This window comes from Caulobacter sp. ALps2 (assembly GCF_058681635.1).
The window spans coordinates 4,939,064-4,961,085 of sequence record NZ_CM178743.1 but is presented as its reverse complement, the minus strand read 5'-3'; the positions used below and the strand labels follow the sequence as shown (position 1 = coordinate 4,961,085).

Annotated in this window: 21 protein-coding genes; 11 read left to right on the top strand and 10 right to left on the bottom strand. The window is 68.7% G+C overall.

All coding sequences use genetic code 11. The annotated features are described in order from the left end of the window. Nucleotides 1–69: 69 nt before the first annotated feature. The 7 genes from divK to ACW173_RS23265 all read left to right on the top strand — a co-directional run bounded on the left by divK (nucleotide 70) and on the right by ACW173_RS23265 (nucleotide 7,060). Nucleotides 70–450, top strand: a complete 381-nt coding sequence (gene divK, locus ACW173_RS23295; RefSeq protein ID WP_492082488.1) for a cell-cycle response regulator DivK — start codon at nucleotides 70–72, stop codon at nucleotides 448–450. Next, the gene (locus ACW173_RS23290; protein ID WP_492082486.1) at nucleotides 447–1,811 is read left to right on the top strand and encodes a PleD family two-component system response regulator; all 1,365 of its coding nucleotides are present in this window, start codon (nucleotides 447–449) and stop codon (nucleotides 1,809–1,811) included. Before divK ends, ACW173_RS23290 begins: the two co-directional genes overlap by 4 nt. Nucleotides 1,812–1,917: 106 nt before the next feature. Continuing rightward, the gene (gene phoY / locus ACW173_RS23285; protein WP_492086047.1) at nucleotides 1,918–3,570 is read left to right on the top strand and encodes an alkaline phosphatase PhoY; all 1,653 of its coding nucleotides are present in this window, start codon (nucleotides 1,918–1,920) and stop codon (nucleotides 3,568–3,570) included. Nucleotides 3,571–3,616: 46 nt separating this feature from the next. Further along, a complete protein-coding gene (locus ACW173_RS23280; protein ID WP_492082485.1) occupies nucleotides 3,617–4,756 on the top strand; it encodes a sugar-transfer associated ATP-grasp domain-containing protein in 1,140 nt (379 codons plus the stop codon). 98 nt (nucleotides 4,757–4,854) lie between these two features. Beyond that, nucleotides 4,855–5,898: a D-alanine--D-alanine ligase family protein gene (locus ACW173_RS23275; RefSeq protein WP_492082483.1), complete on the top strand. Its 1,044-nt coding sequence runs from the start codon at nucleotides 4,855–4,857 to the stop codon at nucleotides 5,896–5,898. Further along, nucleotides 5,882–6,706, top strand: coding sequence for an NTP transferase domain-containing protein (locus tag ACW173_RS23270; protein ID WP_492082481.1), 825 nt, complete (start codon nucleotides 5,882–5,884; stop codon nucleotides 6,704–6,706). The genes ACW173_RS23275 and ACW173_RS23270 overlap by 17 nt, the downstream gene beginning before the upstream one ends. Nucleotides 6,707–6,871: 165 nt before the next feature. After that, the gene (locus tag ACW173_RS23265; RefSeq protein ID WP_492082480.1) at nucleotides 6,872–7,060 is read left to right on the top strand and encodes a hypothetical protein; all 189 of its coding nucleotides are present in this window, start codon (nucleotides 6,872–6,874) and stop codon (nucleotides 7,058–7,060) included. Nucleotides 7,061–7,147: 87 nt separating this feature from the next. Here ACW173_RS23265 and rpmG read toward each other — a convergent pair whose 3' ends face one another. The 3 genes from rpmG to ACW173_RS23250 all read right to left on the bottom strand — a co-directional run bounded on the left by rpmG (nucleotide 7,148) and on the right by ACW173_RS23250 (nucleotide 8,621). Next, a complete protein-coding gene (rpmG, locus tag ACW173_RS23260) occupies nucleotides 7,148–7,315 on the bottom strand; it encodes a 50S ribosomal protein L33 (RefSeq protein WP_010920317.1) in 168 nt (55 codons plus the stop codon). A gap of 81 nt (nucleotides 7,316–7,396) precedes the next feature. After that, nucleotides 7,397–7,870, bottom strand: coding sequence for a DUF6265 family protein (locus ACW173_RS23255; RefSeq protein ID WP_492082479.1), 474 nt, complete (start codon nucleotides 7,868–7,870; stop codon nucleotides 7,397–7,399). A 22-nt stretch (nucleotides 7,871–7,892) separates the two neighbouring features. Beyond that, entirely contained in the window at nucleotides 7,893–8,621 is a 729-nt protein-coding gene (locus ACW173_RS23250) for an NUDIX hydrolase (protein WP_492082477.1), read from the bottom strand. A gap of 74 nt (nucleotides 8,622–8,695) precedes the next feature. On the opposite strand from ACW173_RS23250, the gene ACW173_RS23245 reads away from it, so the two are divergent. After that, nucleotides 8,696–9,994 carry an amidohydrolase gene (locus tag ACW173_RS23245; RefSeq protein WP_492082475.1) on the top strand — a complete coding sequence of 433 codons (1,299 nt, stop codon included), beginning with the start codon at nucleotides 8,696–8,698 and terminating at the stop codon, nucleotides 9,992–9,994. Between the two features lie 7 nt (nucleotides 9,995–10,001). Here ACW173_RS23245 and ACW173_RS23240 read toward each other — a convergent pair whose 3' ends face one another. After that, entirely contained in the window at nucleotides 10,002–11,138 is a 1,137-nt protein-coding gene (locus ACW173_RS23240) for a pyridoxal phosphate-dependent aminotransferase (protein ID WP_492082473.1), read from the bottom strand. 53 nt (nucleotides 11,139–11,191) lie between these two features. Between ACW173_RS23240 and ACW173_RS23235 the strand changes: the two genes are divergently transcribed. Beyond that, on the top strand, nucleotides 11,192–12,181 hold the full coding sequence (locus ACW173_RS23235; RefSeq protein WP_492082471.1) for an SGNH/GDSL hydrolase family protein: 990 nt from the start codon (nucleotides 11,192–11,194) through the stop codon (nucleotides 12,179–12,181). On the opposite strand, the gene rnr is transcribed toward ACW173_RS23235, so the two are convergent. The 3 genes from rnr to topA all read right to left on the bottom strand — a co-directional run bounded on the left by rnr (nucleotide 12,178) and on the right by topA (nucleotide 17,675). Continuing rightward, nucleotides 12,178–14,460 carry a ribonuclease R gene (gene rnr, locus ACW173_RS23230; protein ID WP_492082469.1) on the bottom strand — a complete coding sequence of 761 codons (2,283 nt, stop codon included), beginning with the start codon at nucleotides 14,458–14,460 and terminating at the stop codon, nucleotides 12,178–12,180. The genes ACW173_RS23235 and rnr overlap by 4 nt on opposite strands. Before the next feature lie 93 nt (nucleotides 14,461–14,553). Continuing rightward, on the bottom strand, nucleotides 14,554–14,928 hold the full coding sequence (locus tag ACW173_RS23225) for a hypothetical protein (protein ID WP_492082467.1): 375 nt from the start codon (nucleotides 14,926–14,928) through the stop codon (nucleotides 14,554–14,556). A 38-nt stretch (nucleotides 14,929–14,966) separates the two neighbouring features. Next, entirely contained in the window at nucleotides 14,967–17,675 is a 2,709-nt protein-coding gene (topA, locus tag ACW173_RS23220; RefSeq protein ID WP_492082465.1) for a type I DNA topoisomerase, read from the bottom strand. A 161-nt stretch (nucleotides 17,676–17,836) separates the two neighbouring features. Here topA and ACW173_RS23215 point away from each other — a divergent pair, with 161 nt between their 5' ends. Both ACW173_RS23215 and ACW173_RS23210 read left to right on the top strand, forming a co-directional pair. Beyond that, nucleotides 17,837–18,007, top strand: a complete 171-nt coding sequence (locus tag ACW173_RS23215; protein WP_492082463.1) for a hypothetical protein — start codon at nucleotides 17,837–17,839, stop codon at nucleotides 18,005–18,007. A gap of 185 nt (nucleotides 18,008–18,192) precedes the next feature. Further along, complete coding sequence (locus ACW173_RS23210) at nucleotides 18,193–18,999, top strand: hypothetical protein (protein WP_492082461.1); 807 nt, start codon at nucleotides 18,193–18,195, stop codon at nucleotides 18,997–18,999. On the opposite strand, the gene ACW173_RS23205 is transcribed toward ACW173_RS23210, so the two are convergent. From ACW173_RS23205 to plsY, 3 genes are read right to left on the bottom strand one after another with little or no spacing between them, the layout of a single operon-like run. Next, entirely contained in the window at nucleotides 18,996–20,189 is a 1,194-nt protein-coding gene (locus ACW173_RS23205) for a class I SAM-dependent DNA methyltransferase (RefSeq protein ID WP_492082459.1), read from the bottom strand. The two genes, ACW173_RS23210 and ACW173_RS23205, sit on opposite strands and share 4 nt — an antisense overlap. A gap of 31 nt (nucleotides 20,190–20,220) precedes the next feature. Next, complete coding sequence (gene dprA / locus ACW173_RS23200) at nucleotides 20,221–21,318, bottom strand: DNA-processing protein DprA (protein ID WP_492082457.1); 1,098 nt, start codon at nucleotides 21,316–21,318, stop codon at nucleotides 20,221–20,223. Then, entirely contained in the window at nucleotides 21,315–21,971 is a 657-nt protein-coding gene (gene plsY, locus ACW173_RS23195; RefSeq protein WP_492082455.1) for a glycerol-3-phosphate 1-O-acyltransferase PlsY, read from the bottom strand. The genes dprA and plsY overlap by 4 nt, the downstream gene beginning before the upstream one ends. Nucleotides 21,972–22,022 lie beyond the last annotated feature (51 nt).

Here is a 22,022-nt window from a genome sequence, read left to right as displayed (position 1 = left end):
TGCCATCAGGAACTGGAAGACGGCGCGAATCCCTAGGCGTCGCCACGTGACCGTATGGTCGGGGTAAGGATGACGAAGAAGGTCCTCATCGTGGAGGATAACGAGCTGAACATGAAGCTCTTTCATGATCTGCTCGAAGCCCAGGGTTACGAGACCCTGCAGACCCGCGAGGGTCTGTCGGCGTTGTCCATTGCGCGTGACAACAAGCCCGATCTGATTCTGATGGACATCCAGCTGCCGGAGATCTCGGGCCTGGAAGTCACCAAGTGGCTCAAGGAAGACGACGACCTGGCCCACATCCCCGTGGTGGCCGTGACGGCGTTCGCCATGAAGGGCGATGAGGAGCGTATCCGCGAAGGCGGCTGCGAGGCCTACATCTCCAAGCCGATCTCGGTGGTCCACTTCCTGGAAACGATCAAGCGCCTGCTGGACAAGGTCCCGGTCGCATGAGCGCGCGGATCCTCGTCGTCGATGACATCGAGGCCAATGTCCGCCTGCTCGAGGCCAAGCTGACGGCTGAGTATTACGAGGTCTCGACCGCCATGGACGGGCCGTCGGCCCTGGCCATGGCCGCCAAGGACCTGCCCGACATCATCCTGCTGGACGTCATGATGCCCGGCATGGACGGCTTCACCGTCTGCCGCAAGCTCAAGGAAGACCCCACGACCCGTCACATCCCGGTGGTGCTGATCACGGCCCTCGACGGGCGCGGCGATCGTATCCAGGGCCTGGAGTCGGGCGCCTCGGACTTTCTGACCAAGCCGATCGACGACGTCATGCTGTTCGCCCGCGTGCGCAGCCTGACCCGCTTCAAGCTGGTCATCGACGAACTGCGCCAGCGCGAGGCCTCGGGCCGTCGCATCGGCGTGATCGCGGGCGCCGCCGCCCGCCTTGACGGGCTGGGCGGCCGGATCCTGATTGTCGACGACAACGAGCGCCAGGCCGCGCGCATCGCCGCCGAGCTGGGCGTCGAGCACCGTCCGGTCATTGAGAGCGATCCCGAGAAAGCCAAGGTCAGCGCCGGCGGTCCCGTCGACCTGGTCATCGTCAACGCCTCGGCCAAGGGCTTCGACGGCCTGCGCTTCACCGCCTCGCTGCGGTCCGAAGAGCGCACCCGCCAGTTGCCGGTCCTGGCCATGGTCGATCCCGATGATCGGGGGCGGATGGTCAAGGCGCTGGAGATCGGCGTGAACGACATCCTGTCGCGTCCCGTCGACCCGCAGGAGCTGTCGGCTCGAGTCAAGACGCAGATCCAGCGCAAGCGCTACACCGACTATCTGCGCAACAATCTCGATCACAGTCTGGAGCTGGCCGTCACCGACCAGCTCACCGGCCTGCACAATCGCCGCTACATGACCGGCCAGCTGGACTCGCTGGTCAAGCGCGCGGCCATGGGCGGCGAGCCGGTCTCCGCCCTGCTGATCGACATCGATTTCTTCAAGAAGATCAACGACACCTTCGGCCACGACATCGGCGACGAAGTGCTGCGCGAGTTCGCCCTGCGCCTGGCCTCGAACGTCCGGGCCATCGACCTGCCGTGCCGCTTCGGCGGCGAGGAGTTCGTGGTGGTGATGCCCGACACCGCCCTGGCCGACGCCCTGCGCATCGCCGAGCGGATCCGCAACAACGTCGCCGGCTCGCCGTTCAAGGTGGCTCAGGGCCAGGAACTGCTGACCGTGACCATCTCGGTCGGCGTCTCGGCCACGCTGGGCGAGGGCGACACGCCCGAGGCCCTGCTGAAGCGCGCCGACGAAGGCGTCTACCAGGCCAAGGCCTCGGGGCGGAACGCCGTGGTCGGCAAGGCCGCCTGATCGCGGCTCGCCTGATACGACGGCGCCGCTAATACATTTCCGACCTGAAACCGTTCCGTTCTTGCGCGGACGATCCGTTCGGGCGAAATCGCTTCGGATGAAGAAGATGCTTACCCGCGGCGTCCTGGCCGCCGCCGTCTCCGTGGGCTTCGCCGCGCACGCCCAGACCAAGCCCGATCCCAAGCTGGTCGTGGTCATCTCGATCGACCAGTTCAGCGCCAATCTCTACGCCCAGCATCGTGGTGAGTTCACCGGCGGCTTGGCGACGCTGAGCCACGGCATCGTCTATCCGAACGGCTACCAGTCGCACGCCTTCACCGAGACGTGCCCGGGCCACTCGACCCTGCTGACGGGCAAGCATCCCAACAAGACCGGCATCAGCGCCAACGACTGGTACGATCGCGAGACCGGAAAGACCGTCTACTGTCTGGCCGATCCCAGCGTGACCCTGGCCGATGATCCGAAGGGCAGGGCGGTCAGTCCCGCCAACATGATCGCCTCCACCTATGGCGACTGGCTGAAGGAGGTCTCGCCCAAGAGCCGCGTGTTCGGCGTCTCGGGCAAGGACCGCGGGGCGATCACCATGTCGGGCCACCACGCGGACGGCCAGTTCTGGTACCAGCCGGGCTTCGGCTTCACGACCTATGTCCGCCCAGGCCAGACGGCGGAAGAACGCCTCAAGCCCGTCGCCGCCCTCAACGCCAAGCTGGCGGCGGACCTCAAGAAGCATTCTTTCACATGGGACTACGCCAAGGACTCGGCCAAGCGCTGCAAGGCTCTGGAGGCCGACTACGAGACCGGCGGCCGCAAGTGGCGCGCGGCCCTGCCGATCGCGGCGGCGACCAGTGAAGCCGACAAGCAGCGCGACCTCTACGCCAGCCCCTATACCGACGCCGCGACCCTGGATCTGGCTCGGAGCCTGCGCGAGACCTACGGACTTGGCGATGGCCCGCAGGTCGACGTGCTGACGATCAGCCTGTCGGCCACCGACTTCATCGGCCACCGTTACGGCACGCGCGGTCCGGAGATGTGCGACCAGATGGCTCGCCTGGACGCTGGCCTGGGCGCCTTCCTGAAGAGCCTGGACAAGGTGAAGGGCGGGGTGCTGGTCGCCCTGGCCGCCGACCACGGCGGCGCCGACTTCGTCGAGCGGCTGCATGACGAGGGTTATGATAGCGAGCGCGTGATCGGCAAGCCGTGGGTGGCCAAGCTGAACGCCCGGATCCGCGCGGACCTCGATCTGTCGTGGGATCCGCTGGTGGCTGACGGCGGCATCGACCAGATCTATGTCGTGGGGGCCGATCGCAAGACGCCCTCCGTCACCGACCGCGCCCGCATTACCGCCGCCGCCGTGGCGCTGATCAAGCGCGACCCGGCGGTGGCCGACGCGTTCGATTCCAACGTCATCCTGACGATGGAGCCCGCGCCCGCCGACGCCGCGATCGAGGAGCTGTCCGTGGCCGAGCGCGTGCGCCGCAGCGTCTATCCGGGCCGGGTGGGTGACATCCTGATCGCCTTCAAGCCCAACCGCGTGCCGGCCACGGCGGGGGCGACCTACATCTCGACGCACGGCAGCCCCTGGGACTACGACCGCCGTGTGCCGATCCTGTTCTGGTGGAAGGGCGCGACCCCGCACGAGCGCGTCCTGCCGTTGGACACGGTCGACATCGCCCCGACGATCGCCGCGGTCACGGGCGTCAAGCCGCCCACCGATATCGACGGCGTCTGCCGCCCGCTGGCCTATGGTCAAGCTTGCTAAAACCGTTACAAGCGGTCGCTAGTCTTGCTCCCCTCCGGGGGACGGCATGGGCTACGATCGCTTCTACTTCCTGAAGAAGGCGTACGGGATCTATCCGGGCGTCACGGCGCCGGTGTCGGCGCGCTGCCTCGAGCCGCACTACGCCCGCCGTCAGACCCGGCGCGGGCCGCTGCGCGCGACGCTGGACGCGATGGTGGGCCTGGCGTTCAAGGCCTGGATCCCGTGGCGCGCCGCCAAGGTGCAGAAGAAGTTTGGCCTGGATGACGCTTGGCGGAGCCGGACCGTCCAGATCGCCCGCGCCCGCTTCGCCGATCCCAACGACCTTGCGTTGTTCCGCATCACCGAGGCGGCGCAGCTGGACGATTATATCCGCCGCTACGAGGACGCGGCGCTGAACAAGCGCATCAACCCACTGGGCTGGACCTCGCGCTGCGCTCTGGCCGACAAGGCCCGCTTCCAGGCCCGCTGTGACGCCGCCGGCCTGCCCACGCCCCGAACCGTGGCCATCGTCCGCGACGGCCGCCTGGACCCAAAGGCCGAGCCCGGTGGTCGCGACCTGGTGCTGAAGCCGGCGGACGGCGAGGGCGGCGACGGCGTCGCCATCCTGGAGCGGGTCAAGGACGCGGCCGATCTGGCGTCCCGCCTGCCGCGCGGCCGAGGCGTCTTTGTGGTCCAGGACCGCGTCTCGACCCACCCGGCGCTGCTGGGCCTGGCGCTGGACGCGCTGCCGACGGTGCGGATCGTGACCATGATCGACGAGGTCGGCGCGCCCGAGGTCGTCAGCGCCACCTTCCGCTTCGCCTCGGTGACCGGGGCGCGGGTCGACAACATGAAGGCCGGCGGGCTGATCGCGGCCGTCGACCTGCCGATCGGGACGCTGGGGCTGGCCTGCAAGGGTTATGGCGGCGGCGACCACGCGGTGCATCCGGTCACCGGGGCGACGATCATCGGTCGGCGGCTGCCCGACTGGCCGGCCGCTAAGGGCCTGGTCCGCCGCGCCCACGCCGAGGCCTTCGCCGACTATACGCTGATCGGCTGGGACGTGGCCCTGACGCCCGACGGCCCGGTGCTGATCGAGGGCAACGGCAAGCCGGGCGTGCTGATGCCCCAGCGCGCCGCGCGCCAAGGCCTGGGCGGCGGCCGCTACGGCGCGCTGTTGGCTTATCATCTTGCCATCAAACCTTAGCGAGCCCGTCACGAGGGGCGCTTAGGCTTGGAACCTCGTCATCCGGAGCGACCCGTGGGTAAGGGGCCCATTGGTCGCCGGGCCTGGGGAGGCAACCGATGACCCGCTACGCCCAAACCGGTCTCAAGGGGCCGCGAAGCCTTCCGCTCGAGGCCAAGCGCGCTCTACGCATCATGCTGATCGCCAAGCACGCCAAGGGGCGAGGCGAGCTGCATCCCGAGGATGGCACGCACGCGGTCTATCACTGCGAGATGCGCGAAACCCTGGAGGATATCGGCGTCAATCTGGTGGTCGCCGACGAGTACCAGGTGCTGTTCGAGCGACCGAACGTCGACTTTGTCTTTCCCCTGCTGAACCGGGCCGGTTTCCTGAACTCGGAGATGCTGGTTCCTCTGCTCTGCAATCGCCTGGGTTTGCCGTATCTGGGCGCGACCCCGATCCTGCGCGGCCTGTCGGACGACAAGCACCTGACCAAGCGCGCCGCCGTCGCGCGCGGCGTGTCGACCGCGCCGTGGGCCATCTATCGCCGCGGCGCGCCGCTGGACGAGACGCGGCTGCCGCCGGGCGACCACTTCGTGATCAAGCCCAACGCCTCGTCGGCCAGCTGGGGTGTCGGCGACGCCTTCGACTGGAACGGCGTGCGCGAGGCGGTCGAGCGTCTGCAGGACGAAGGCCACGACGTGATCGTCGAACCGTTCATCCAGGGTCACGACATCGAGGTCTCGGCCATCACGCTCGATGGCGAGCCCTTCGTCCTGCCGACCCAGATCGTCGAGCAGATCAATCCCGCCCAGCTGCGCACCTACCAGGAGAAGCGCAACCTGACCTCGGGCCAGGCCTATGAGATCCGGCCGCTGGAGGAGGGCGTCCTGCGCCGCGTCGCCGAGGAGCGGGCGCGGGTGATGATGCGTGAGTTCATGCCGTTCGACTACGGCCGCTTCGAGTTCCGTCTCGACGTCGCCACCGGCCAGGTCCAGTTCCTGGAGGTCAATCTGAACTGCAATCTGTGGTCCAAGAAGACGATCTCGATGGCCGCCCAGCAGATGGGCTGGAGCCATGCGCAGCTGATCGAGACCATCCTGGCCGAAAGCCTGGACCGCCAGGGCCTGCTGCGGAAAGCGCTCGATGTCGTCGCCGCCTAAACCGTTCGCCAATCCCTCGTTTGTAGGCGTCATTCTCGCGGGGCAACGGCCCGGCCGTGTCGATCCGCTGGCCGAGTCGGCCGGGGTCGTGAACAAGAACCTCGTGCCGATAGAGGGCGCGCCGCTGGTGCGCCATGTGGTCGACGCCCTGGCCGCGACGCCGGGCCTCACCCGCCTGCGCATCGTCGTCGAGCCCGCCACCGCGCCGTTGATCGACGCGGCCCTGCCGCATGGCGGCGAACCGCAGATCGACTACGTCCCGGCCGCCAATAACCTCGCCGACAGCGTCTATGCCGCCGTCGAGGGCGTGGGCGACATGCCCATCCTGGTGACCACGGCCGACAACGTCCTGCTGACGCCAGGCGCGGTGACGCAGGTCCTGGCGGCGCTGGAAGGCGGCGCGGACGTCTCCCTGGCCATGGCCACGCAAGCGTCGGTGCTGGCGGCTCATCCGGAGGGCCAGAGGCGGTTCTACAAGTTCCGGGACGACGCCTATTCGAACTGCAATCTCTACGCCTTCGCTGGACCGGCCGCGACGTCGGCGGCCGAGAGTTTCCGCAGCGGCGGGCAGTTCGCCAAGAAGCCGATGCGAATGATCATGGCTCTGGGTCCCATCAATCTGGCTTTGCTGCTGATGGGCCGGCTGTCGCTGCGCGGGGCGCTCAATCGGCTTGGCCGCCGATTCCGACTCAAGGTCGAGCCGGTGGTCCTGGCCGACGGCGCCCACGCCATCGACGTCGACAACCAGCGTACCTACGCCGTGGCCGAAACGCTGCTGGCCAAGCGGGCGCTGACCGCCGCGGCCTGATCGTCCAGGCGGCGCCTTATCTTGGCTAACGTGAGTTAAGGCGGTTTTTTAGGACCTCGAACATTCCTGTCGCACATCCTCCGTATGCATCCTATGCGGGAGGGCGTGGCGATGAGAGCGAGAGTTCGGGCGAGAAAGCATCCGTTTCCGGGCGGATGGCTGGTCTTGGGCCTTATGACCTGCGTGGTGCTGTTCGTGCTGGGCGCGCAGGCCAGCGATCACCTGTCGGGCGGACTGTCGACGGCCGCGATGCTGGCCGCGTTCGTCGCCGTCTGCGTCGGACCCGTGCTGCTGATCATCACGGTGCTGTGGGGGAGCTTCGCGTTCTTCCGCTGGCTGTGGGTCGGGCGGTAGGTTCTCCACCAAGCGGGGGAGGATGGAATCAAAAACGCCCGGCTATCGCTAGCCGGGCGTCTTCGTGTCGTAGCGCGTGAAGCGATCTTACTTGATCTTGCCTTCGCGGAATTCGACGTGCTTGCGGATGACCGGATCGTACTTCTTCAGCACCATCTTTTCGGTCTTGGTGCGGGCGTTCTTCTTGGTGACGTAGAAGAAGCCGGTGTCCGCCGTCGAGTTCAGGCGGATCTTGATGGAAGCCGGTTTGGCCATGGTCGAATCCCTGCGGTGGTCGCGCAGGTTCCCGCGCGTTGGAAATAAGAGGCGCGGAACATACTCATCGGCAGCTTAAAGTCAATTGCTCGAGTTCGTTCCTGTTGGGCACCGCTGGTAAGGAAAGTCCGCCGACCGGGCCTGGCCTCCGACGGAGCCCTCGATCCGGGCCACCAGGGTGTCCTTGTCGACCAGCCGGTACAGGATCCGCTGGGGGAAGTCGTGCTGCGGGTTCTCGAAGGTCACGGTGTTCTCGCCGATGTCCTTCACCGGGAAGGCCGACTCGGCCTGGCCCGAGGGAATCGCCACGTACTGCAGCTTGCCGTCGGGCGCGGGCAGGATGCGCATGAACTCGTACTCGCGCAGCTTGCCGTCGCGGACCGTGCGACTCATGCCGATCATCGCCCCGCCGGCGGGCGCCAGCCACTGTTCCTCGATCTTGGCGCCGTTGGGCCGGGTCAGGGTCCAGCAGCCGCCGATGAAGGCCAGCTTGTCGATGTCGGATGGCGCGGCCGGCGTGGCGACCAGGGCCAGGGCGATCAGTGTGGCGAGCATGTGCTTCCCCCCGGAAGCTCACCTACAAATGGGTGAGATGCCGTTTGCCATTCAGGAAGCGCATGAAGGGAGCCGGGCGTCCAGTCTCGGCAAGCCTTTGTCCGACTTCGTGAAGGACGAAGCGGGTGATGTTGGGCAAATCCAGCGCCATGGCCTCCTGGAAATCGACCCAGGCGATCTCGTCCAGCTCGCCGCAGTCGGGGCGGCGATCCAGGGACAGAAGGGCCTCGGCCGGGGCCATGAAGAAGCGGGCGTCGAAGCGGCGCGGGCGATAGGGCGGGGTGATGGCCCGGGCCACGAAGGACAGCGGCGCCAGGTCGGGCAGGGCGCCCTGGGCCAGGAATGGCCGCCAGGGCCCCGCGCCGGGGCGCTCGGGGGCTTGCTTGGCCAGAAGCAGGCCCGTCTCCTCGAAGGTCTCGCGCACGGCCGCCAGGGCCAGCGCGCGGGCCAGGCGCGTGGGCTTGGGATGGCGCGGATCCTGCTCGAGGCGCGCGGCGATGTCGGGAGAGAGTTCGGTGGCGCTGGGGGCGTCGTAATCTGTGCGGTCGACCCGGCCGCCGGGGAACACCCACTTGTCGGGCATGAAGGCGTGGCCGCCGTTGCGCCGCCCCATCAGCAGGCGCGGTCGCGGGCCGTCGGTGCGGACGATGATCACCGTGGCCGCGTGCTTGGGTTTCAGCGCCGCGCCGGTCTCGCGCACGGCGCCGTCGTTGATCGTGTCGAATTTCGCGTCGATCGGCGGCAGGCTCATGGGCGCGAGGTTAGACCGATTGCGCCGCCTGGAAAGACCGACGTAACGTCAGGCGTATCTTTGAGGGGCTCATCATGATCGGACGGATTTCGACGCTGGCGCTGGTCGCCGGCCTGGCTCTCGGCGCGCCGGTCCTGGCCGCGCCCTCGCAGGCCCAGGTCGCCGCGGCGGTAAAGGCCGTCCAGCCCAAGGTCATCGCCTGGCGACGCGACATCCATGAGCATCCCGAACTGGGCAATCAGGAGGTCCGCACCGCCGCCCTGATCGCCAAGGAACTGAAGGCCCTGGGCTTCGAGGTCCGCGAGACCGTCGGCAAGACCGGCGTGGTGGGCGTGCTGAAGGGCGGCAAGCCCGGCAAGGTGGTGGCCCTGCGCGCCGACATGGACGCCCTGCCGGTCGAGGAGAAGACCGGTCTGCCGTTCGCCTCCAAGGTCACCGCGACCTGGGAGGGGCGCACCGTGCCCGTCATGCACGCCTGCGGTCACGACACCCACGTGGCCATGTTGCTGGGGACCGCCACGGTGTTGGCCAGCATGAAGAAGGACATCAAGGGCACGGTCGTCCTGATCTTCCAGCCCGCCGAGGAAGGCCCGCAGGCCGGCGAGGAGGGCGGCGCCAAGCTGATGATCCGCGACGGGGCGCTGGACCAGCCCAAGGTCGACGCGATCTTTGGTGTCCATATCGGCCCTGGCGACGCGCATCAGCTGAACTACCGCCCCGAGGGCTTCTACGCCTCGTCCGACCGGCTGACGATCACGGTGAAGGGCAAGCAGACCCACGGCGCGCGGCCCTGGGCGGGCGTCGACATGGCCAGCGTGGCCGCCGACATCATCCAGGCCATGAACCAGATCGCCGCCCGCCAGGTCGATGTCGGCGCCTCGCCGTCCGTGGTGACCATCGCCGTGATCAACATGGGCATGCGTCAGAACATCATTCCCGAGGACCTGAAGATGGAGGGGACCATGCGGACCTTCTCCACCGCCCGCCACGACGACCTGGTCGCCAGGGTCCAGAAGGCGGTGACCGCCATCGGCGACCGTTACGGCGCCAAGGCCGAGGCGGTGTTCAGCCAGCCCTATCCAGTGACCTATAACGACCCGCCGCTGTCGGCCTGGGTCAAGGCCAGCCTGGAAAAGGCCTCGCCCGGCAAGGTCGACGACAAGGCGGCGCTGGTGACGGGGGCCGAGGATTTCTCGATGTACGCCGAGAAGGTCCCGGGGGTGTTCGTGCAGCTGGGCGGGCGCAAGGCCGACATGCCGGCGGCGACGGCTCCGGCCAACCACTCGCCGTTCTTCGACGTGGACGAAGCGGTGTTCGAGACCGGCGTGAAGGCCGAGGTCTTCATGGCGCTGGACTATCTGGAGAAGAAGTAGCGGCCTACTAGCCGCGCCGCGCCGCGAACCACGGCGTGATGCGGCGCAGGGCTTCTTCGACCTCGGCCTTCGAGACCGCGAAGCTGAAGCGGATGAAGTGCTTGCCCTCTACGGGATCGAAATCGACGCCCGGCGCGGTCGCCACGCCAGTGTCGCGCAGCAGCCGCTGGCAGAAGCCCAGCGAGTCGTCGGTCAGGTGGCCGATGTCGGCCCAGATGTAGAAGGCGCCGTCCGGCGGGGCGATTTTGCGCAGGCCCAGGGCCGGCAGGGCGTCCAGCATCAGTTGGCGGTTGGCGCGGTAGACGTCGATGTGGGCTTCCAACTCGTCGATGCAGTCCATGGCCGCCAGGCCCGCGTGCTGGGACAGCGACGGGGCGGTCAGGAACAGGTTGCCGACATAGGCCCGGGCCCGCTCCAGGTCCTCGCCCTTGGGCGTCAGCAGCCAGCCCAGCCGCCAGCCGGCCATGCTGAAATACTTGCTGAAGCTGTTGACGATCAGGGCGTCCGGCGCGAACTCCAGCATCGAGGGCGTGCGGCCGGTGTAGCTGAGGCCGTGATAGATCTCGTCGCTGATGATGCGGATGCCGCGTTCCCGGCAGACTTGGGCGATGGCCTCCAGTTCCTCGGGCGCGATAATCGTGCCGGTCGGGTTGGCGGGACTGGCGACGATGACGCCGGCCGGGGCGGGGTCGAGCTCGGCCAGGTGCTTGGCGGTCAGCTGGAAGCGATCTTCCGGCCCGCAGGCGATCTCGACGGGTTCGAGGTGCAGGGCCTTGAGGCTGTTGCGGTAGGCGACATAGCCGGGGCGGGCCAGGGCGATGCGGTCGCCGGGCGTGAACACGCTGGACAGCGCCAGCACGAGGGCCGGCGAAGCCCCACAGGTCAGCACGATCCGCTCGGGCTCGACCGTGACGCCGTAGAGGGTCTGGTAGCGCTGGGCGATCCGCTCGCGCAGCAGCGGGCTTTCCCAATAGCCCATGGCCTCGGCGTCGAGGATCTGGTGGGCGGTCTCGATCGCCTTGCTGGGCGCGCCGGTCGAGGGCTGGCCGAACTCCATGTGGATGATCGAAGCGCCTTCGGTTTTCAGCTGGTGAGCCAGGCGGCTGATGGCGATGGCGTGGAACGGTTCGATTTCGGCGCGCATGTCCGTGGCATAGCTGGGTTTGACGCGGCGCGCATCCCGCATGAGAAGAGGGCATGCTTGCTCTGCTTCTCGCCGCCGCCATCACCCAGACCGCCTTGCCGCTGAACATCGGCGGCCGCGTCGCGCCGGAACCGGAAGGGGGCTACGATTTCGGCTGGCCGGGCGTCTATTTCGAGGGGCGCTTCACAGGGGCCGAGGTCGAGATAGCGGTCGACACCAAGGCCGAGCACCTGGCCGTCAGCATCGACGGCGTGCGCAAGGCCGAGCTGACCAAGACCGGCGATATGCGGCTGAAGCTGGATCGTCTGGGTCCTGGCGACCATGTCGTGCGCCTGGATAAGCTGACCGAGAGCCAGACCGGCTTGGCGCGGTTCGGGGGATTCTTCGTCGAGAACGGCAGGGCGCTGCCGGCGCCCATGCGCCCGCGCCGGATCGAGTTCATCGGCGACTCTCACACGGTCGGCTACGGGGTGCGCTCGACCAGCCGCGACTGCACCGAGAGCCAAGTCCACGACCTGACCGACACCAGCCTGGCCTTCGGACCGATCCTGGCGGGCAGGTTGGACGCCGACTACCGCATCGAGGCCTTCTCAGGCCGGGGCGTGGTGCGCAACTACAACGGCATGGCGGCCGGCGAGCCGCTGCCGTTCCTGTTCCCGCGCGTGATCCCGGGCCTAGCCGAGCCGCGCGTGGCGAACGACGCCTGGAAGCCGGACGTGGTGGTCATCGGCCTTGGCACAAACGACTTCTCCACGCCCCTGCGCGCTGGCGAGGCCTGGGCCGACGAGGCGGCGTTGCGGAAGGACTATCGCGAGACCTACGTGACCTTCGTCCAGGGGCTGAAGGCCAGCCGGCCCGGCGCGCGGGTCTTCCTGATCGCCGGCGACACCTTCGCGGAGGATGTCGCCGAGGTCGCGGACCGGACCGGCGCGAGGGCGGTCCGGATCACCGACATGGACCGTGGCGCGTGCCACTGGCATCCGTCGGTCGCGGATCAGAAGATGATGGCGGATAGGCTGGAAGCGGCGATCACGGCGAACTAGCGCCGCTTCCCGCGCCGGACGCCTTTCGGCAAGCCGCCACGCGGCTTCACCGCCGCCTGACGCCTGGCCCCCAGCCTAGGACGCGGAGCCTTCGGATCGGGCGCCAGCGGCTCGCTGAGCATCTCGAACAGCAGGCCCCCGGTCACCGGCGTGGCCTCGACCAGCTTCACCTCGACGCCCATGCCCAGCGGCCAGCGCTTGCCGGTCCGCTCGCCGACCAGGGCGTGCATCTTGTCGTCGTGGACGAAGAACTCCGCGCCCAGGGTCGAGACCGGGACCAGGCCGTCGGCGCCGGTGTCGGCCAGCTTGATGAACAGGCCAAAGCGGGTGACGCCGGTGATGCGGCCCTCGAAGGTGGCGCCCACCCGGTCGGCCAGGAAGGCGGCGATGTAGCGGTCGGTGGCGTCGCGTTCGGCGGCCATGGCCCGGCGCTCGGCATGGGTGATGACCTCCGCCGTGTCCTTGATCTGGGCGATGTCCTGGTCCGTGAGGCCGTCGTCGCCCAGCCCAAGCGCCCGGATCAGGCCCCGGTGGACGATCAGGTCGGCATAACGCCGGATCGGGCTGGTGAAGTGGGCGTACTTGGCCAGGTTCAGGCCAAAGTGGCCGATGTTGTCGGCGCTGTAGTGAGCCTGCATCTGGGTGCGCAGGACCACCTCGTTGATGATCGCCGCGTTGGGGCTCTCGCGGGTTTCTTCCAGCAGCTTGTTGAACCGCGAGGTCTGCGGGGCCTCGCCCTTGGTCCAGCGGATCTCCAGGGTCTGCAGGAAGTCGGCGAGGTTCTGCACCTTCTCCAGGCTAGGGGTGTCGTGCACCCGATAGATCAGGGGCGAGCGCTTGGCCTCCAGGCTCTCGGCGGCGCAGACATTGGCCTGCACCATCATCTCCTCGATCAGCTTGTGGGCTTCCAGGCTGGCGCGCTTGGTGATCGAGGTGATCTCGCCGTCGCGGATGATGATCCGGCGCTCGTCGCTCTCGATGGCCAGGGGCGAGCGGGCGTCGCGGCCGATCTTCATCGTCCGATAGGCTTCCCACAGGGGTTGCAGGATCGGCTCCAGCAGCGGCCCGCTCTTGTCGTCCGGCTGGCCGTCGATGGCGCCTTGCGCCTGCTCGTAGCTGAGCTTGGCGGCCGAGCGCATCAGGCCGCGCACGAACTTGTGGCCCTTCTTGCGGCCGGACTTGTCGAACACCATCCGGACCGCGAGCGTGGCGCGGTTCTCGGCTTCACGCAGGCTGCACAGGCCATTCGAAAGCGTCTCGGGCAGCATCGGCTCGACCCGGTCGGGGAAGTAGACGCTGTTGCCCTTCTCGCGGGCGTCGCGGTCCAGGGCCGAGCCGGGGCGGACATAGGCGGCGACGTCGGCGATGGCCACCCAGACCACCCAGCCGCCGACATTGGTCGCGTCTTCGTCGAGGTGGGCGAAGACAGCGTCGTCGTGGTCGCGGGCGTCCACGGGGTCGATGGTCACGAACGGCAGATGCCGCAGGTCCTCGCGACCCGTCAGCGTCGGCTCAACGGCGGTCTTGGCCTCGGCCTCGGCGGCCTCGGAGAAGCCGGTCGGGATGCCGTGGCTGTGGATGGCGATCAGCGAGGCCGCGCGCGGGTCGTTCTCGCTGCCGACCACCTCCAGCACCTTGCCGGGCTTGGGACCGTAGCGGCCGCCGTGCGTGCCGACCTGGGCCAGCACCAGGTCGCCGTCCTTCAGGTCGTGGGCGACGCTGGGATCCAGGACCAGGACTTCCTTGGACTTGCGGTCGACCGGCTCGACGCGGATCTCCTTGCGGTGCTTGCGGATGACGCCGAGGATCTTGTGGGCGCTCTGGCCCAGTTTCTTGATCAGCTTGGCCTCGAACTCCCCGGTCTCCAGCCGTTCGAAGCGGACCAGCAGGCGATCGCCCAGACCCGGCGCGCCGGCGGCGGCTTCGCCTTTGGAGGGGGCCAGGCGGACGTTCGGCACGTCGTCGTCGGACTTTGTCAGCTTGACGTAGAGCTCGCCGTCGCCGTCGCGCTCGACCACGTCGGCCACCCCCACCGGCGGCAGGGAACCGGCCTCGGCGAAGCCCTTGCGGCCCCGCTTGGCCAGGGCGCCCTGAGCTTCAAGTTCGCGGATCATCTCGCGCAGGGCCCGGCGGTCGCCGCCCTTCAGCCCGAAGTGGCGAGCGATGTCGGCCTTCCCGGTCTCGCCGGCGTCGCGCAGGAACGCCAGCAGCGTCTCGCGATCAGGCAGGCCGGCGGCGGGCTTGGGCTTAAAAGTCTTGGGCGGGCGAATTTTGGCCATGTCCTGCCTTAACCCGTTCGGGGGGCTTAGGGAAACAGGAGGTCCGCCCACAACCCGTTTCCCCGGCTTTTCGCCGGGGAAACGGAGATGGGTTTAGTACAGGTCCTCGATCGAACGCGGCGGCGGCGGTTCGGTCGGCTTGGTCGCGGCCGGAGCGGCGGCGGGTGTGGGCGCCGGAGGCGGGGCCTCGACGACAGGGACGGCGATCGGCGCTTCCTGCTCGACGGTCTCGACCTCGACGGCCTTGGGCTTGGGCTTCTCGACCGGCGGCGGTTCGTAGGCGAGGGCGGGGGCGGCGTCCTTGACCGGCACGCCGGAGGTCTCCGCCAGCGGCTGGCTGGAGGTGTCCACTCCGCCGCGGTCGATCTTCATGGCGTTGGTCAGGCCCATGGCGAAGCCGCCCACGCAGCACAGGATCAGCGCGGACACCACGACATGGAGGGGCAGAGGACGTTCCAGCGTCGTCATGGTCGAACTCTACTCCCCTCCCTCAAGCCTGGATAGGCTTACGCCTCGTCGTCCCACGGCGCGGCGCCGTCGTCCGAAGACGCCGCGACCTTAGTCTTGGGCGCCGCCTTCTTGGCGGCTGGTTTCTTGGCGGCCTTGGCGGCCGCAGGCTTCTTCGCGGCCGTCTTCTTGGCCGGCGCGTCGGCATCCTCGCCCTTGGCGGCCTTCTTCGGAGCAGCCGCCTTCTTCGCCGGCTTCTTGCCACCGCCCTTGGCGGCGCGCTCGGCGATCAGGGCCACGGCCTCGTCCATGGTGATGGAGGCCGGGTCCTTGCCCTTGGGCACATTGGCGTTGGTGTCGCCGTGCTTGATGTAGGGACCGAAGCGTCCCGATAGCACGCGCACCGGCTTGCCGTCCTCGGGGTGATTGCCCAGTTCCGCCAAGGCCGCCGCGGCTCCGCGTTGCGGACGTCCGCCGCCGGCGCGCTTGTCGGCCAGGATGGCGACGGCGCGGTTCAAGCCGACGTCGAACACCTCGTCGGCGTTCTCCAGATTGGCGTAGGTGCCGTCGTGCAGCACGAACGGTCCGAAGCGGCCCAGGCCGGCGGTGATAACCTTGCCGTCGTCCGGGTGCTTGCCGACTTCGCGCGGCAGCGAGAGCAGGCGCAGGGCCTTCTCCAGGTCCATCGCCGAGGCGATCCAGCCCTTGGGCAGGGACGAGCGCTTGGGCTTCTCGCCGCTGTCGGGGGCGGCCAGCTCTTCGACATACGGACCAAAACGACCATTCTTCAGCCACACGGCCAAGCCGGTCGCCGGATTGGTCCCCAGTTCCTTGTCGGCGCTCTCGGCCTCGCCGTCGCCTTCCGACACGCCCAGCTGGCGGGTGTAGCGGCATTCGGGATAGTTCGAGCAGCCGATGAAGGCCCCGAACTTGCCGGTCTTCAGCGACAGCTGACCGCTGTGGCAGGTCGGGCAGAGGCGCGGATCGGAACCATCGCCCTTGTCCGGGAAGATGTGCGGGCCCAGGGCCTCGTTCAGCGCGTCCAGCACATTGGTCGTGCGCAGCTCGGCGATTTCGCCGACGGCGGCGTGGAAGTCCTTCCAGAAGTCGCGCAGGAACTGCTTCCAGTCCAGCTTGCCGTCCGACACCAGGTCCAGCTGCTCTTCGAGCGCGGCGGTGAAGTCATATTCGACATAGCGCTTAAAGAACTGCTCCAGGAACGCCGTGACCAGACGGCCCTTGTCCTCCGGGACGAAGCGCTGCTTCTCCATCTTCACATATTCGCGGTCGCGCAGCACGGTCAGGACCGAGGCGTAGGTCGACGGACGGCCGATCCCCAGCTCTTCCATCTTCTTGACCAGGCTGGCTTCCGAATAGCGCGGCGGCGGTTCGGTGAAGTGCTGGTCGGCGCGGGCCTCGATGACCTTGGCGCTGGCGCCTTCCTCGATCATCGGCAGGCGGGCGCTGTCCTCGTCGCCCTCATCATCGCGGCCTTCTTCGTAGACGGCCAGATAGCCGGGGAAGAGCACGACCTGACCCGTGGCGCGCATGCCGGTCTGGCCATCGCTGCTTTCCAGGTCGACCGTGGTGCGCTCGATGCGGGCGCTTTCCATCTGCGAGGCGATCATCCGCTTCCAGATCAGCTCGTACAGACGGCCAAGGTCCGACTCCAGGCGCAGCGAGCCCGGGTTGCGGTTCAGGCTGGTCGGGCGGATGGCTTCGTGGGCCTCCTGCGCATTCTTGGCCTTGGCCTTGTAGTAGCGCGGGGTCTCGGGGACGTAGGGCGCGCCATAGACGCTGCCGATCACGCTGCGCGCCTCGGCGATGCCTTCCGGCTCGACCGACACGCCATCCGTACGCATGTAGGTGATCAGACCGACGGTCTCGCCGCCGATGTCGATGCCCTCATACAGCTTCTGGGCGGCCTGCATGGTGCGCTGGGCTGAGAAGCCCAGCTTGCGGGCGGCTTCTTGTTGAAGCGTCGAGGTGGTGAAGGGCGGGGCGGGCGAGCGCTTGCCGGGCTTCTTCTCGACGGCGGCGATCTTGAACACGGCGGCGCCGACCGCGGCCTTGGCGGCCAGGGCCGAGGTCTCGTTGTTAAGGTCGAACTTGGTGAGCTTCTTGCCCTCGTGCTTGACCAGGCGGGCCAGGAACGGATCGGCGCCGGCCGAGACGTCGGCGTCGACGGTCCAGTATTCCTGGGTCTTGAAGCGTTCGATCTCGATCTCGCGGTCGACGATCAGGCGCAGGCAGACCGACTGCACGCGGCCGGCAGAGCGGCTGCCCGGCAGCTTGCGCCACAGCACCGGCGAGAGGGTGAAGCCGACCAGATAGTCGAGGGCGCGACGGGCCAGATAGGCCTCGACCAGCTCCATATCGACGTCGCGCGGATTGGCCATGGCCTCCAGCACGGACGTCTTGGTGATGGCGTTGAAGGTGACGCGCTGGATCGACTTGTCCTTCAGCGCCTTCTTCTTGTTCAGCACTTCCAGCACGTGCCAGCTGATCGCTTCCCCTTCGCGATCCGGGTCGGTGGCCAGGATCAGGCGGTCGGCCTTCTTCAGGGCGTCGACGATGTCGCTGACCCGCTTGGAGGCCTTGGCGTCGACCTCCCAGCTCATGGCGAAGTCGTTGTCGGGTTCGACCGAACCGTCCTTGGACGGCAGGTCGCGGATGTGACCGTACGAGGCGAGAACCGTGTAGTCGGACCCGAGGTACTTGTTGATGGTCTTGGCCTTGGCCGGGCTCTCGACGACGACGACGTTCATTCTGACTCTGGGCTGGAAAGCGGATCGCCCTGGAGGCGAGCGCCGGGAAAGTGGGGCTACACTAGGGGTCTGTCAACGCAAGCCGCTCGCAACGGCGCCGCTTAGCCGGTTGTTAAGACCGTTGTGACAGCATCTGCCTGTCGTTTTATGACCGGATGCCGATGGACCTGACCGTCAACCGGATCGCCACCGAGGCTTACGTCTCGCCGATCCAACCGATCAAGGCCGTGACCTCGAACGCCGAACGCGCGGAAATCGCCGATCGGCTGAAGCAAGCCGTGCGCGCCGCGCCGGCCGCCGGTACGGGTTTGCTGGTCGATCTGAGCGTCTAGACTCGGTTCGCCCGTCTAGGGCTCGGTTCGCTTCCCATAATCACCCCACAGTTGCCTTCCTAGGCCTTGTGCCTAGGAAGGCAGTGCGTGTGGGCAAGCTAGACCAATCGCCACGTTCCTGACGCGGGGGCGTGGCCTAAGTCGAGTCTTGGGCCGGCGCTTTCGGCCTGTGACATGGCGGACTGATGGCGCGCTGGAGACGACGCGGCGGGAAGGGTGTCGCCCTGATCGTGAGCCTGGGCGCGCATGTCGCGGCCGTGGCGGTGCTGCTCGCCGCCCATGTCACGCCGCCGGCGCCCGAGCCGCCGTCGATCATGGTGTCGCTGGTCGATCCCCCACCGCCGCCTCCGCCTCCGCCACCGCCGCCGCCCCCTCCGCCGCCGCCGCCCGCGCCGCACGATGCGCCCAAGTCGCCCGTGAAGGCGCCGACCAAGCCGCCTTCGCCCGAGAAGCCCAAGGCCAAGGCCAGGGCCGCGCCGCGCTCGCCGCTGCGGGTGACCAAGACGCCGCCCAAGGATGTCCCGACCCTGGTCGCCAGCCGCGATCCGTCGCCCAGTCCGGTGATGGGCCTGGGCGAATCCGAGCTGCGGGGCGCGGCGACCGCTGGTTCAGGTTCGGGTGGCGGCGGCGGCGGGGCGGGGTGCGACATGGTCCGGTTACTGCAGGACGGGCTGCGCAAGAACCCGCGCGCGCGCGCCTCGCTGCTGCGCGCCCACAGCGCCACGGTCGGCGCCGGCCGCGCGCCGCTGGTCTGGAGCGGCGACTGGGCGCGGGTGACCGGCGAGGAGGGCGACGGGCTGGCCGGATTGCGCGAGATGATCATGATGGAGGTCGCCTTCGCCCCGGCCGCCTGCAAGGCCGAGCCGATGCGCGGCCTGGTCCTGATCTCGCTGAACGACGGTCCCGGCGGCGCCCGCTTCGCCCTGGGCGGCGGTCATTGGCGGTGGTCGGACCTGCTGTTCGCCAAGGGCGCGCGCAGAAGCGGTGGTTAGAGCCGTTCCAGCACGTAGAGGCAGCCGAGGGTGACGGTCGTGGCTTCGCGGCGCAGGGGGATTTCCTGGCGTTCGACGATCCGGAAGCCGCGCGCGCTGGTCTCGCGGACATAGGCGTCGCCGTGGGCGTAACGCGCGGTCGGCAGCAGTTTCCAGCCATGCTCGCCCAGCTCGGTGCTGAAGGCCATCAGGCCGCCCGGCGGCAGCGCCGCCGCGGCGGCGGAGAATAAAGGCGCCAGATCGCCGAAATAGATCAGCACGTCGGCGGCTAGGATCAGGTCGTAGGCGCCGGGGTGGCTGGCGAGGAACTCGACCGCCTCGCTCTGAACCAGGGTGTCGTACCCGCCGCGCTCGGCGGCCTTGGCCAGCATGGCCGACGACAGGTCGACGCCGGTCAGCCGGCCGCCGAACCGGGCCAGATGCGGCCCGGCCAGGCCGGTGCCGCAGCCCAGGTCCAGGATACGCTCGAACCGCTCGCCGTGTTTCGCCACGAGGTCGGCCAGAAGGGCGGGGGCCTCGTAGCCCAGCATGTCGACCAGCTGATGGTCGAAGCGTTCGGCGAAGTTGTCGAACAGGGCCTCGACATAGGCGGCCGGGGCCTTGTCGATGCCGGGCTCGACCAACACCCGCAGCTCGTGCGCCCGGATGGCGTCGGCCGGGCTCCGCGTCTCCAGCCAGGCGCCGAGGGCGCGGGCCGCGTCCAGGCGCTGGAAGGCCACCAGGATGCCGAAACTCTCCCGCGCCACGGTCTCCAGGTCCTCGGCCAGCGGGCCGGCGATCCGGACGTAGAGATCCAGGGCCTCGTGCGCCGAGGCCTTGTCGAGGGCGGCGTAGGCGGCGGCGCGGGCCCAGGTCAGGCGCGCGCCCTCGGGCACGGGCTGGATCGCGTCGGCGGCGGCGAAGGTCTCGGCCGCGCGGTCGAAGGCGCCGGTCATGAACTGAGCTTGAGCCAGACACTGGCGGCGGATCGGCTCGGCGTCCGGCGCGCCGGCGGCGAGGGTCAGCGGCTCGACAGCATCGGAAAAGCGCCTGGCGTTCATCAGCGTCAGACCCAGGCCGAACTGGGCTTCGTCGTGGTCGGGGCTCATGACCAGGACGGCGCGGAAGGCGGCTTCGGCGTCGTCCAGCCGGCCCTCGGCGCTGGCCGCGATGGCGACGCCGAACATGTCCTCGATAGCCTGCATGTCCATGACACTCCTCCCGATCGACTCGGAGAGGACGTTACACGCTAGCGGCCATGCCGCCGTCCAGCAGTTCCGCGCGGCCCGCCAGGCTTAATTCCACCAAGGCCGCCATCACGGCCGAGGCGGGGGCGGCGGCGGCGCGGACCAGGTCGTTGCGCGAGACGGGCGTGGGCGAGAGCAGGGCGGCGACCCGCTCGCGCAGGGCGTCGTGGTCGATGTCCGGGTCGGGTTGGGCCTCGTAGCCGCGCTCGCGTTCGCGCAGGTGGATCTGGCCCGACAGCGAGCGCAGCACGTCCTCGGCGCCCTCGCACAGGATCGCGCCCTGGCGGATGAGGTCGTTCGTGCCCTTCGAGCGCGGGTCCAGCGGTGAGCCCGGCACGGCGAAGACGTCGCGCCCCTGCTCCGCGGCCAGGCGGGCGGTGATCAGCGAGCCGGACTTCAGCTCGGCCTCGACGACGACCACGCCTAGCGACAGGCCCGAGATGATGCGGTTGCGGCGGGGGAAGTCCTTGGCCTGGGCGCGGCGGTCGGGCGCGCTTTCCGAGACCACGCAGCCCTCGGCGGCCAGGCGCGCGTGAAGGCGGTCATGCTCGGGCGGATAGACGTCGCCGACCCCGCCGCCCAGCACCGCGATCGCGCCAGTGGCCAGGGATCCCTCATGCGCCGCGCCGTCGATGCCGCGCGCCATCCCTGAGACCACCACATAGCCGGCGGTCCCGAGGTCCGTGGCCAGTTGGCGAGCGAAGCGCTGGCCGGCCGCCGAGGCGATGCGGGCCCCGACGATGGCCAGGCTGGGCTCGGACAGCAGTTCGGCGCGTCCCAGCGCCCAGATCAAGGGCGGCGGCGGATCCAACGCCGCCAGGCGAGGGGGAAAGTCAGGCTCGCGGCCGCAGATCAGGCGCGCGCCCATCTTGGCGCCGGCCTCCAGCTCCTGCTCGATCGCCTCGCGCGGCGGCAGCGACAACGGCACGGCGCGGCCGCCGCGTCGGGACAGGTCGGGGAGGGCGGAAAGCGCCCGCTCGGGCGTGCCGTAGCGGGCGATCAGATGCTCGAAGGCGACGGGGCCGACGGTCTCGGTGCGCGCCAGGCGCAGCCAGGCGAAGCGCTGGATGTCCGAGAGCCGGCCGGCGATCATGGGGCGTCGGCGACGGGAGGGGCTTCCTCAGCGTCCTTCTTCTTGCCGATCTTGGGCTCCTGGCCCTTGAGCAGGCGGGCGATGTTCTCGTGGTGGCGGATGAAGATCAGCACGGCCATGAACAGGCCCAAGGCCACCATCGGATAGGGCTGGTCGGTGGCCAGGGCGAACGGCGCGGCCAGGACGGCGGCGGTCAGGGCGGCCAGCGAACTGATGCGGAACAGGACGGCCATGGCCAGCCAGGTGATCGCCGCCAGCACGCCCACGGGCCAGCAGGCGCTGAGCAGCACGCCGTAGAAGGTGGCCACGCCCTTGCCGCCCTTGAACTTCAGCCAGACCGGGAACAGGTGGCCCAGGAACGCCGCGCCGCCGGCCAGGGCGACCACCAGCGCGGTGTCATGGGTCAGGAACCGCGCCAGCAGCACCGCGACCACGCCCTTGCCGGCGTCGCCGACCAGGGTGATGGCCGCCAGGTCCTTGCGTCCCGAGCGCAGCACATTGGTCGCGCCGATATTGCCCGAACCGATCCGCCGGATGTCGCCGGCCCCGCCCAGCCGCGTGGCGATCAGCCCGAACGGAATGGATCCGAGCAGGTAGCCGCCGACGATGGTGATGGCGAGCGTCAGATAGGCGGTGGCGGCGAGATCTTGCACGTTTCGACCCTAAGGCGAGTTGCGCGCGAATTCAACCGCTGCGCAAGCGAG